Raw genomic sequence first — 12789 nt, forward strand, 5'->3', positions numbered from 1 at the left:
GACTGGTCATCAGAAAACTTCAGAACGGCATCTAACAATCTGAAGTTTGGAGCCTCGTTAGTGAGGTCCTTAATTGAACTTGTAAGAGGCCTGAAAGAACGTGCCCCACCGTTCCATGCTGTACTTCGCAAATGTTGGCGGCCACCGATCGCAGCCGGGTTCGCAGTGCCTGCCTTTGGCATCCTTGTTTGTCCACATGGCCCAATAGCGGCCTCCAACGCCTAGACTGATATTCTTGGTGACAAAGTACGACAGAAGGCCTTCAATTTGGACTCCGCCGCCACCATTGCCGTATTGTTCAGAAAAGGTGGTCTCATCTCGCAAGAGATGATAGTCGCGGCCTTAAATCGGTCCAGGGCAGGTAAGCGATATCAGCATTCAGGCGCCAGCGCTTGGTCAGCATAGTTTCGGCGCTCAAGCCGATTCGAGGCGCATTCAATTGTGTATCCTCCGCACCGATGATTCTAGCGTCGCCCGGCTTCAGACATGCTTCATCCCGCGGGGCGATCCGAACGCAACCAATGGAGTCTGAGCTCTGGCTGTAATAGGCCCAGCCTATAAATGCACCGACCTTGTAGTTCGCGCTGCGCAGGAAATCGTAACCGGCGTCCGCCGTGTAATATGCGAACCTTCCATTTGACTGACCTGAAAGTGTAGTTTGGTACGGGTATAATTCGTTCAGGACCCCCCAATCCTCGTCGTTCATCTTCCCTTTGTTGAAGCTTCCGATGCCAACGTTCCCCTTCAGGAACACTCCCCAGGGACTGTCGACGCGGCCGAATACCTCCCCCGAAAGCCCGTCCAGTCCGTGATAAGTGAGCCGCGATACGAGTATGCTGGGGTCTAGGACATCGTTATTAAAAATTGCGCTGTGATCCCACTGGAATCGTCCCCGGCTCAGCCAGAGCCGCGAGCCGCCTTCGAAGGACCAACCGGGCGCGTAGGAAATGGGTGGTACGCTGCGCGCTGACTCCGCATACGGCGCATCGGACCTTGGTGCGGCCCCTGGGTCCACGCCAAAGTGGTAGTTCAGACCAACTCTTCCGATGTGATAGTTGCTGGACAGGCTAGTTGTGTTCGCCGGCAGAATCGTAGGCGGAGATAATTGCGCCGTCGAAGCGGTGGCGACACTCGGTCCGGCGAAATGCAGATAGTCGTACTCGACATTCACCGACCATGCAGGCGTAAGGGCTTGCTCGAAACCCAGCCCGATGACGCCACCAACTCGGCCATAGTCGAAATGGGTTTCCTCCTGTGGCTGGCCCTCCGGTTCCACGTTGTTGACGACGTCGCCCCGATTGTTTTGCCAGGCGGCGCCCGCCTTGAAATAGGCAAGCGTCTTCCCGAGCGCGCCGAAGGCGTAGCCGATGCGGCCGGTCCCGGTCGCAAAGAGGTTGGGACCTGCGTTGCAGTTTGCGCTTACAATCCAGTGGGAGGCGGCTAGGCAGGTGTTTGAGCCGTTGGCGGCAGCTGCGCTGGCATCCAGTTCGAGGCCGAACACCCAACTGTTATTCTGCCAATTGTAGCCGATCTGGCCACCTGCGACGAACGATGGAACATCGACGACGTCGCCATAGATCGACGGGCCAAAGGGATTGCTAAAGGAGGTTCGGCCGTATCCGCCGCCGCCGTGCCCGCCAATGTAGCCTCCAGACCAGTTCCACACCGCCGGTGGCAGTACTTGTCGCTCGCGGTCCGCCATAGCTGTACCCGTTGTGACGAGCGCCACCGTCGTAGCACTCAAAAAAAGAACTCTTGATCGCATAATGATTGCCCTGCATTTCCCGAGGCGCGGTCCCGCTCGCTAAGTATCGCCGCACGGCAAATCATCGGAGCGACCAGACACGTAATGACGCGCCGGGGCTGCTCCGAAGATCACCGTACTACGATTGGTGATGAAGTCCCGAACGAAGCAAGCCGCGTGCCGGACTAATTCGTATCTTCTGCGCGCGTTTTCTAAGAGTGTGTCGCGTCAACTTCCTTATGGTGGTTTGAACGCGGACAATTGAGCGTCGATAGTCCTACATTGCGTATCGAGCGTAGAAGGCACGCGCATGTGGGACGTTTATAATTGTTCATTGAAGTGTGCGCGGACCCGTTCCGATCTTGATTAAACAGCGTACTCTAAAGTGCAGTGTTCTTGTCTCCGCGCCAGCTGCGGTGACGGCAAGCAGCCGGTCGTTGCGAGTACAGCTCGTCTTAGTCTTTGGGAGCGTGAGTGCCGCGAGTAAGGCTAGGAGTCGTGCCCGGACCGCTTTTGCGGCGCCCCGTTGTCTTACGGCCTTCGTCGCCTTCGTTGCGTCCTCGATCGCGTACTGAACGACGGCGGTCTGATGGAGCGCGGGCCGAGCTCGATCACTCTTTAGTGGCTGATCTCATGGCCCAAACGGATCTCAGGGGCGCGCCTGGATGGGAAATGATCTTCTCTGCGCTGCGCGCGAAAGTAGATCGAGGGGCAAAGATCGAGTCACAAGCGATCGTTATCAAGTGCCCTTTGTGAACAGCACATCTGCGACTCTGAAGTCACGCGGCACAATCAGCGTATGCTAAGATGCTATCAGACTCAGTCCCTGCAGCATGTCAGCTGCGGTTGGGAATTGATCGAGCATCATCAGATTGTGTAGTAAATGCGATATCGGGCATACTCCCGCGGAGATCTTGCCTACGTTAGGATCGCGGTCGCGGAGGACTTGATTCGGCGCAAAATCACTTCTCCCCGCCGGCTAGGCGTGGTCGGCGGTAGCCAAGGTGGCCTCCTGGTAGGGACCGCAATCACCCAACGAACCGACCTCTTCAATGCGGCCATCTTACGGGTTCCGCTGTTCGATATGGTTCGGTTCACAAAGCTGGGCGCCGGGGCCTCCTGGATCAGCGAGTATGGCGATCCCAGCATTCCCGATCAGCGCAAGTGGCTCGAGGCTTACTCGCCCTATCAGAGGTTGGTGCCAGGCAAGACCTATCCGGCCCCCTTCATTCTCACGTCCACCAAGGACGACCGCGTCCATCCAGCGCATGGCCGCAAGGCAGCGGCAAGGCTCGCTGCGTTGGGCCAACCGTACCTCTACTATGAGAATACCGACGGGGGGGGCATAGCGCCGCCGCCAATCTAATTGAACAGGCACGCCGGATCGCTTTGGAATATACGTACCTATCCCAGCGGCTTGTCGATGAGTGATGGCGAGGACGAAGATCTACTTTAATGATGACGCTTGACGGACGACGTTATCGGCAGCGGCGTCAGCAAGCCGGTCTTTGCTCATTCTCGGCGGGAGATAGTATCTCGCTGGCGATGAATGCGACCGATCAGCTACGTCCGCCGTCTCTCCTATCAGTCCCTGTAGGTCACTCAAGGCCGAGTTCACGTTAATACCCACGAGGCATTTCGTGTGAACAGCCCTCAGGGCAAAGCCGGCGCTAGCCTCTCAATCCCGTGGCCAACTTCATTGGCAGTGCGGATGCAGATAGGGATAGCGCCTTTCTCATGAAGTCGTGACAGAACAGCACTGAGCGGTTGCAGGAACTACCGTGGCAGATTGAGCCGGTATTGATAGGCCACGCTTCCATTGACCGATTGCGGAAAGGCCTGTCAGCTTGCGGTAAGCTATCACAGATACAGAGCCCTTGGGGTTAACGGGATGTGGCAGGGACAGCGCTTTTGCTCCAGACGCGATCCGCGCCGAGTCACCTTTCCGCTAGTCTCAACGGCAGTGCGGATGTGGTAGGGACTAGTGGGCCTGGTTTCACGCCCGGGTCGGTTAGTACCGAGCCGCACCCGCACTGTTTTACATCTCGCTGTCGACGGAAGATAGCCGACGCCTTGCATCCCACGAGCAATTTGGGATCCGAGGCTCGCCTCGGCATGGGCGCAGCCACGCATCGAACGGCGCGGCGGCAGCAGGGGGGTAGGCTGGGTGCTTGCGGAGTCGGACATTAACAACAGAACGCGACGGCGGCGTAAGTCCGGTTCTAAGCAATCTCGTTTTGGGTTTGTTGCAATCGAGCGCTCGTGACTCGCACATAACACGCTTGCGCGAGCACTCCCGAGGGAAGCGAGACGGCGTACATAAGCTATTGCAGCGCAGCCGGTTTTGCGAGCGGGACTATAGTGTGCCAAGCGGGGGCTTCTCGTTCTGGGTACGGCTTATCGCGGGTGCGGATCCGGAGAGGTTTATTGACGCTGCAAGCCGCGAGCACGACGTGCACCTTACAAATGGTCGGAACTATGGCCCACGAAGTGGCGGTCACATGCGCCTGTGTTTCAGCGATCTTCCAATATCTCTCATTGAGCAGGGGCTGGAGCGCTTAGGGTGCTAAACTCTAGATGCATGTGGTATGTTTCAGCAGAGTTTCCCCATCTGACGCGCGGTCGCAACTCCAGCGTCAAGCGCCGACACTTCTGAAGAGCGGGCTTACGCGGACACACGAGTCGCTGTCCTGCTTTGTTGCCCGCCGGCAAGGTCGCCTTGGTGCGCTCCAATCGACCCTCCCATCACTCGTCCGAAGTTCGAAGAAATGTTCGAGCTATAAGGGGGCGTCGTTCCCATGCACTGGAAGCAAAAGTATACGATCCCGATTTGGAGCAAGAACGGCTCGCGACGAGCCGCTTACTGAAGAGCCGGTCAGGGGCGTCCCATACCACAATCAGTGCAGCGCGAATGGAAGCTCCATACGTCCGGCGTGGCCGCCGCGGTACGGCCGATCCCGATGGCCGTCCACTGACAGTGGTCGGATCGCGTGCTTACGATCTCATCTTGACGGTGCAAAGCTCGTCCAGGATTCATCTCTTATCGCGCCGACCGATGACGCTCGGCCAGGGCTGATGTGATCTCGCACTTTGCGCGCATGCTGATCGTCGCTGCCGTAACGGCCACACCCGTGCGTGCACCTGCGGAGCCGCCGGTATGCCGTTTGCGATCCAAAAAATGACGAGTCGTCGGCTCCCATGCCGCCGCAAGACTTCGTCGGCCGGGAGGAGGGCGGGTCCTGAAGCCCAAGAAGCCCAGTGACGATCGAGAGCCGCGGGGCCATTTCGTTCTGCAGATGTCGCGATGCATTGCCTCACGAAGCGACGACCTCGTCAGCTTCTGGAAAGCCTATCCATAATAGGATCAGTTCAATTGATGTCTTGGACGTGAGGCTAGCGTGGACCCGTACAATTCCGATCCATTCAATCCAACAGCTTGGTCCCAGGTGCAACACGCCGTGTTGGAAGAGGACCAGGGGGGCCATGCCAGCCAAGAGGGTTTTGAGCAGCACTTGGCCGAGGCGCGCCCGCCAGATCCGGGTCCTGTCTCCGGTGGCGGCCGCAGCGGCCGCAACTACCATCCCCATCTCTCTGCAGAACATCGGGACATTATCGACAAAGCGATTGCCCAATATGTGGCTCAGAAAAACCCACACCGGAAGACGGTTAACCGCTATACGCAGGCGCTTCGCCGACTTGGAAATGATCTTGGCGCTAATCGAATTACGATTAATTTGGGGGACCACCAGTCCCTGGTCCGTTACGTCAAGACTTACTTCCCGAAGGACGAAGACATGAAGAAAGGGTTGGGTGTCCTTCGTGCGTATCATGATCCGAGCTATGTAACTTCTGGCGGGCGGCCGCGCACGATCCCTTCAGCGGAAGACGCGCCCCTCTCAGAGCGGCTTAGTGCCAGTGGCATGAAGCCGGGCAGTGCTGCTCGTCATGATCGTAGTCTTCGCAGATTTTCTAACGCGCTTAATCTTGCGGGCTACTCGATATCCGGGCTAGACCACGCTACGCGCATTGAATTCGCTCAGAAGTTGTTCCCAAAGGATGAGCATCTATTGTTCGCGTTGGGCAAGGTGCGCGATGACGAGGACGTTTCCGGCGCGGGTGCGTCTCGGGAGCCCAGCGGTTATGCTGTCCCGTCGCCCACATCGCATCTTTATCCCGATGATGCCCGCATCATTGATGGCCTGGAAAAGGCAGAGCTGAGCATGCTCAAACCCGAGGATACTAGCCGGAAAAAAGTTGCTCAAAATCTGGCCCGCAACCAACGAAGATTCGGTGCTTGGCTCCAAAGGGAGGGGCGGGGGAGCATAGTGAGCCGACTCACCGGCACCAGTGAGCAGCAAAAGTCGTTGAACGACGATTACAAGGACTTTAAAAAATCCAGTCGAAGCGCGGACATGGGCTTCGATCGGGTTCGGAACTATTTATTAATCGTCGAGGCGAACGCTGCGCTGGGCGTCTCCCCTGAACAGGCAGGCGGGGAGCCGCGGCGCGGCGGGTCGAACTCAACGTGGTCGCCGCACCTGCCGCATGATTTTGAGGGGCCGGCGGCGGAAGCGGTGCCAGATGGGTCGTCGGCGATCTACCAAGGTCTCGACTCCTTCGTTGATCTGCCATACACGCCGCAGGCGGTGAGAGACGATGCTCAGTCCGCGCCGGTGAGTGGGGCAGCCGCCAGACCGCCTCTCTTCAACGGACCATCGGACGCGCCTGCTCAATCGTCGGACATTTTCCGCGGTCTTCAGCCTTTCGTTGATCTGCCGTACACACCGCAGCAGATGCGAGACGATGCTCAGTCGCGGCCGGTGAGTGGGGCTGCCGCCAAACCGCCGCTCTCCACCGGACCATCGGACGCGCCAGCTCAGTCCTCAGACATGTACCGCGGTCTCAACTCTTCCGTTGATCTGCCGTACACACCGCAGCAGATGCGAGATGATGCTCAGTCGGCGCCGGTGGGTTCGGCTGCCGCCAGACCGCCGCTCTTCACCGCACCATCAGACGTGCCAGCTCAGTCGTCAGACATCTACCGCGGTCTCAACTCTTTCGTTGATCTGCCGTACACACCGCAGCAGATGCGAGATGATGCTCAGTCAGCGCCGGTGGGTGGGGCTGGTGCCAGACCGGCGCTCTTCACCGAACCATCAGACGCGCCAGCTCAGTCGTCAGACATATACCGCGGTCTCGACTCTTTCGTTGATCTGCCGTACACACCGCAGCAGATGCGAGATGATGCTCAGTCAGCGCCGGTGGGTTCGGCTGCCGCCAGACCGCCGCTCTTCACCGCACCATCAGACGTGCCAGCTCAGTCGTCAGACATCTACCGCGGTCTCAACTCTTTCGTTGATCTGCCGTACACACCGCAGCAGATGCGAGATGATGCTCAGTCAGCGCCGGTGGGTGGGGCTGGTGCCAGACCGGCGCTCTTCACCGAACCATCAGACGCGCCAGCTCAGTCGTCAGACATATACCGCGGTCTCGACTCTTTCGTTGATCTGCCGTACACACCGCAGCAGATGCGAGATGATGCTCAGTCAGCGCCGGTGGGTTCGGCTGCCGCCAGACCGCCGCTCTTCACCGCACCATCAGACGTGCCAGCTCAGTCGTCAGACATCTACCGCGGTCTCAACTCTTTCGTTGATCTGCCGTACACACCGCAGCAGATGCGAGATGATGCTCAGTCAGCGCCGATGGGTGGGGCTGGTGCCAGACCGGCGCTCTTCACCGAACCATCAGACGCGCCAGCTCAGTCGTCCGACATCTACCGCGGTCTCGACTCTTTCGTTGATCTGCCGTACACACCGCAGCAGATGCGAGACGATGCTCAGTCAGCGCAGGTGCTCAGCCCTGCCGGTGAACCCACGTTCTTCGTCGGGCGGTCGGGCGTACTTCAAGAGCTTGAGCACATCGGATACCGAATCCACGAGGATCGGCAGGATGGCTCCCAGCCGGTGTCGGATTTATTACTCGATGTCCTGAACAACATCGGGGTCCTGCCGGCCAAGTTCAGCGGCCCAACCCAAGTCCCCATCAGCGGTGAGACCTACTCGATCACATTGGGACCGCGAGGACGCTCCGGTGCGCAATTCATCGATCATCCTCGCCCGTCTCCTGTCCCGGCTGCTCAGATCGCCCCCTTGGCTACCGTTGCCTCTTCCGGCCACCGCAGCGGACCCGTGTTGGGGCCCACGCAGTGGCTGGGTGACAAGCATATCCAGTGGGACTATCAGCTCCTGGTGCAGGAGTTGCAGCAGAACAATCCAGATCTCGCCGCCCGGACGCGGTTCGTGGATCCCCTGATAGCCCAAATGTTGCGATCTCCCTCCAAGGAAGTCGCCGAACGAGCATTAGGGTGGGTTCGCCATGATACAGCCGACTTCCTATTCTTGCCGGTAAGTGATGCCAGCGCTACGGATAGACATCAGCGCGGCAGTCACTGGTCGCTGCTGCTGGTTGATCGTCGCGATCGTGGTCGGCCGGTCGCCTATCACTATGACTCCACCCAGGGATACAATGACAGGCCCGCAGCGGAGATCGCAGGACGGCTCGACGCCTACGTGCAACAGGCCCCGATAAGACAGCAGCAGAACGGTTACGACTGCGGCGTCTTTGTCGTGGACGGCACCCGGGAACTGGTTAGGCGATTGGCAGCAAGACGACCGGACCTGAACCTCAACAATCTTGTCATCAGTCGGCAGGATCTGCGGGATCGACTAGGCGCTGATGTCGGCTTCAACTGAACAGGTTGCGCGACCGAGTGAAATGCTGTTCTGGCTGATCGAAGATTCGCAGTCGGTGTGTTTGCAGACCATCATAGTGTCTCACGTGAGGAGCTGAGTACGCACGACGAAGACCGCCTGATTGACGCATGCGCGCGGGCACAGCGAGCTCTATGATCGGCCGGGTGAAGGTCAGTGGCGTGCTGACCCGGCGGGCTTGTCGGTCTGGCGCAGGAGCTTCCATTCCAAGGCCAGCAGTTCGTGCAGGCGCGACGCGGGAAGATCGGCGATCGCGGCCAGGACCTTGCGGAGCCAGCCTTTGGGATCAACGTCGTCGGGGTGACGGGTCGTGATCATTGTCAGCATGATGGCGGCACGGTCGGCGCCACGCTCGCTACCAGCGAAGGTCTAGTTGTGCCTTCCCTGCCTCTCAATGCGCGCCCAGCGCATTGGTCAAGCAGATCTTGCCATCGTCGAGGAAGCGGGCGAAGTCGTCCCAGCGCCTGGGCATGTAGTTCATAGGCTTCAGGACGTCGGAGGGAGCGCGGGAGGGTTTCGCGCTCGCGCAACAACCAGGCGTGCATGTCCTCGAGAAGCGGCTTGCTTTTTTGTCTGCGCTGCGCGCGGACGTAAATCGAGGGGCAAAGATCGAGCCGCAAGCGATCTCATCAAGTGCGTTTGTGAGCAGCACATCTGCGACTCTGACGTTGCGCAATCAGCGCATGCTAATGATACTTATCAGGCTCAGCTCCTGCGCCATCTCAGCAAGAGATTGGGAACTGATCGAGCGTCGTCAGATTCTGAAGTAAGTGCGAGATCAGGGGCATCTGCGGAGATCTTGCCTAGGGTAAGCTCTACAGATGTTGGGAACTCCACGTCGCAGCTACGTCATCGAAGGCACGTTCCGGCCGCCGGCCACCGCACTCTGTGCGCCAGGGATGTCGAACAAGGCTGCGCTCGCAATATCCTTCAGGCTCGAGGAGGCAGCCGCAAAAAGCTGGGTCGGTCGAAGGCTGCAATTAGTTCGGCGAAACTCTTCCGCAAATTTCGCCGCCGAATCAAGTCGTCAGACCGCGAATTCAATCCACTGCCGCCTAGCCCGTTGGGGCATCAACATTCACCGATGGTTCTTTAGCCCACGATAAGTCACACGTCGGATCGAAAAACAAGTAATTGCAAGTCAGTTCTTCACCAGGTTGTACGTCACGCGCGGTTAAAATTCGGCAATGATCGTCCTGATATGTGTTTGGCTGACTGCTGTGGTTCATGAAGCGGGCGTTGTCAGCATTGTACTCTATAACACCATCATTAGACTTGTAGTCTCTTGGATAGGCATGCTTATCGAGTAGAGCTCGAAATGTTGGAGCTAAAGCTTCGTACTGCTCAGGCGTCACCGCGATGTCAACGATTGGGTTATGAATCCAAATCAGCGAACCTTTGGGCAAAAGGGTAGCGGAGAAAAGTCCAATACCGCCAAACTGGTCTGGCTTTAAAACAGTTTCGATAATCAACATTGAAGAAGTCTCCTTAACACGCAGCAAACTAACTGACTTGAGTCCCGAGATCTCCTGCACAAATCGGTAGGGTCGTCTAATCGCGCCTCCGTCCCAAATTGGATTTTTTTCGCATTCGTTGCGGCAGCCGCTGGCGGATCGCCTTTCGCGGTACCGCCATCTTGGCGGTGCTGGAAGGGGGCTGCAAGTCAGTGGGATTGCGAGCAAAGATCCGCGTCGATCGTAACCGGCATGAGCTCCCACGTCTGCAGTGATCAGCGCGCGCGAGCGTAGCGGGTCGGCATCCAGTACTGGCGCATGGCCTCGACGACGTCCGGAATGTCGGTATGGGCGTTGCGCAGGAATTCCTAGGAATTCCTGCGCAACGCCCATACCGACATTCCGGACGTCGTCGAGGCCATGCGCCAGTACTGGATGCCGACCCGCTACGCTCGCGCGCGCTGATCACTGCAGACGTGGGAGCTCATGCCGGTTACGGCCGAGCGCATCATCAACAACGACAAAGCACATCCGCTCTTTCTGATCTCTATGCTTCGGCAGAGCTGGCCAGGGGGCGGTTCGAGCGGCATCGTAGCGAGTCCCCTACGGTGAGAACGGCAAAAGTAGAGCAACGAGCTTGCAGACAGCTAAGCAGATCCGCCTGTTTCGCGTTTTGCACGTGATGCGTTCCGGGCAGAAAGAACAATAACTCGCTCCGACGAACAGAAGGAATGTCATGATGCAAAAACAACGAATTCAGTTGGCTCCGCACCTCAGACTCTACTACCGCGATATCGCTCTAGGCCTAGCAATGGCAACTGTAATGCTTGCGCCGGTCAAGGCGAGTGATCGAACACCGACCGCAGACGAGAAAGAGGCCTGCATGGGAGACGTATTCCGACTTTGTAGCAGTCACATACCAGATCGTACCGCTATTACTGCCTGCCTCAGGTCCAAGCAAGACCGTCTCAGTCAGCAATGTCGCTACGTGACTCCGGGCGGGATATCGGCAATAAGAGCGGCGGGTCGAAGTGAAGATGCTGCGACCTGTCCCTCCGACTCCTCTCCAGAAGTCGTCCCAGCTTGACGTACAACACGTACACGTGGGTTCGCCGAACGGCTCACCACTTGATTCGGCGCCGGTCAACGGACGCGTCGATCGCTTCCTAAAGGCAGTCATGCGCAGGTTCATTATAGTGGTGTGGAGTCATTTCGTAGAGCTAGCTAAGCCAGTCTGCAATTGGCATCAATATATTCATAGCACGTGCGGAAGCCGCTCTGCGGTTCCGCCACGGCGGCATCGGAAATCGGCGCCTTGTGATCCGGCCGGAACATCGACAGGAAGCGGGCGCGAGACAGAGCTATTATCCTCGCATCAAGCAACTCAGTGGTCTGACTAGCCGCCGATGTCCTCTCGAGAGCCGCATCGAAGTGGAGAGAGCTTGACCCTCACGTAGCGTCAGGTTGTAGCGTGGCCACAGACCCCACGTTCATCCGACGTCCCGCCTCAAGGAATCGTGCGGCAGAGCGAGTGCGGATAGACCGGCAGCCGCAGCAGCGCACGCGTTGTGAAGAGGGCTGGCTGAACGGACGGACCCTAGTTTGGAAGGAACGTGTAAAGTTCGATGGAACCGCTTAAATCGATCATCGGTAAAGTTGCCACCGGCGCCACTCTGACCCGCGAGGAGGCCGCGTCAGCCTTCGACAGCATGATGTCCGGCGACGCAACTCCCTCGCAAATCGGGGGCTTGTTGATTGGGATGAAGGTCCGCGGCGAGACGGTCGAGGAAATCACCGGCGCCGCATCCGCAATGCGAAATATAGTGCCAAAGGTCGAGACGCGATGTGATCCCATCGATATCGCTGGTACGAGCGATACCGTTATGTGTTCGCTGAACGTATCGACGTGCGTTTCGTTCATCGTCGCCGGCGTCGGCGTTCCCGTCGCCAAGAATGTTAACCGCGCTGCATCTTTGCGCTCCAGCACGGCAGCCGTGTTGGCGCACCTCGGCGTAAAGGTAGATCTCAAGCCAGAGTCAATTGCACGTTGTGTGCACGAAGCCGACATTGGCTTCGTGTTTGCGTCACCCGACTTCCCGCCGATGCAGCGCATCAGGCAGATCCGGGGCGTACTTGGAACCCACACGATGTTCAATCTAATTGAGGCTCTGTCGAATCCAGCCGGGGTCAAGCGGCATATCCTTGGAGTGTCCACTCCCGAATGGGTGCAGCCTCTGGCGCAAGTCTTGAAGAACCTTGGCGCCGATGCGGTATGGGTGGTTCATGGCTCGGACGGGCTCGATGAATTATCCCTCACCGACACAAGCTCTGTTGCTGCGGTTGAGGCGGGTACAGTCCGCACGTTCGAAGTCACGCCGGAAGAAGCCGGGCTCCCCCGCTACCGCGCCGATGCGCTGGAGTGCAGTGATGTCGAGGCTCATGCGTTTGCGATACAAAAAGTGCTCGATGGCGTGCCAGGTCGTTTTCGTGATGCCGCCCTTCTGAATGCGGCGGCCGCACTGGTGGTGGCCGGGCGGGCCTCGAACCTAGAGGAAGGCGTGGCGCTCGGACAAGAATCACTTGATCGGGGCGCTGCAGCCGCTCGACTGAATCGGTTGATCACGGTTTCGAACGCCTGACAGCCGAGCTCGTTGGTGCCGCATCCTTGCGATCAATAGTGCAGCTTACGCGCTGGAAAACTGTTGCAGCCGGGAATGCGCGTTACTTCTGCCGATTTCTCAGGGAGCGCCGCTTGCGCAAGTTCTGGTCAAAAGAGCTCGCGCTGAACACTCAGCCCGACAGCCGACGTTTGGTGCACCAG

Annotated in this window: 5 protein-coding genes and 1 pseudogene; 3 read left to right on the forward strand and 3 right to left on the reverse strand. The window is 58.4% G+C overall.

What is annotated here, in order from left to right; genetic code table 11:
* Nucleotides 1-313: 313 nt before the first annotated feature.
* The gene (locus tag DCG74_RS36175) at nucleotides 314-1702 is read right to left on the reverse strand and encodes an outer membrane beta-barrel protein (RefSeq protein ID WP_246709085.1); all 1389 of its coding nucleotides are present in this window, start codon (nucleotides 1700-1702) and stop codon (nucleotides 314-316) included.
* A 925-nt stretch (nucleotides 1703-2627) separates the two neighbouring features.
* Between DCG74_RS36175 and DCG74_RS36180 the strand changes: the two genes are divergently transcribed.
* Together DCG74_RS36180 and DCG74_RS36185 are read left to right on the forward strand one after the other, a co-directional pair.
* Entirely contained in the window at nucleotides 2628-3110 is a 483-nt protein-coding gene (locus tag DCG74_RS36180; RefSeq protein WP_246709086.1) for a prolyl oligopeptidase family serine peptidase, read from the forward strand.
* Between the two features lie 2032 nt (nucleotides 3111-5142).
* Entirely contained in the window at nucleotides 5143-8496 is a 3354-nt protein-coding gene (locus tag DCG74_RS36185; RefSeq protein WP_257187493.1) for a Ulp1 family isopeptidase, read from the forward strand.
* A gap of 171 nt (nucleotides 8497-8667) precedes the next feature.
* On the opposite strand, the pseudogene DCG74_RS36190 reads toward DCG74_RS36185, so the two are convergent.
* Both DCG74_RS36190 and DCG74_RS36195 read right to left on the reverse strand, forming a co-directional pair.
* A pseudogene (locus DCG74_RS36190) lies at nucleotides 8668-9098 on the reverse strand (transposase); the annotation flags it as partial.
* A 471-nt stretch (nucleotides 9099-9569) separates the two neighbouring features.
* Nucleotides 9570-9989, reverse strand: coding sequence for an SET domain-containing protein (locus tag DCG74_RS36195; protein WP_172789399.1), 420 nt, complete (start codon nucleotides 9987-9989; stop codon nucleotides 9570-9572).
* A gap of 1604 nt (nucleotides 9990-11593) precedes the next feature.
* Between DCG74_RS36195 and trpD the strand changes: the two genes are divergently transcribed.
* Nucleotides 11594-12607: an anthranilate phosphoribosyltransferase gene (trpD, locus tag DCG74_RS36200; RefSeq protein WP_172789330.1), complete on the forward strand. Its 1014-nt coding sequence runs from the start codon at nucleotides 11594-11596 to the stop codon at nucleotides 12605-12607.
* Nucleotides 12608-12789 lie beyond the last annotated feature (182 nt).

The organism is Bradyrhizobium sp. WBAH42, from assembly GCF_024585265.1.
Lineage (GTDB): Bacteria > Pseudomonadota > Alphaproteobacteria > Rhizobiales > Xanthobacteraceae > Bradyrhizobium.

Bases quoted from the DNA above. Each gene is read 5' to 3' on its own strand.
- DCG74_RS36195 (WP_172789399.1), bottom strand. From the start codon at position 9,989: ATGTTGATTATCGAAACTGTTTTAAAGCCAGACCAGTTTGGCGGTATT.
- DCG74_RS36175 (WP_246709085.1), bottom strand. From the start codon at position 1,702: ATGGCGGACCGCGAGCGACAAGTACTGCCACCGGCGGTGTGGAACTGG.
- DCG74_RS36180 (WP_246709086.1), top strand. From the start codon at position 2,628: ATGCGATATCGGGCATACTCCCGCGGAGATCTTGCCTACGTTAGGATC.
- trpD (WP_172789330.1), top strand. From the start codon at position 11,594: ATGGAACCGCTTAAATCGATCATCGGTAAAGTTGCCACCGGCGCCACT.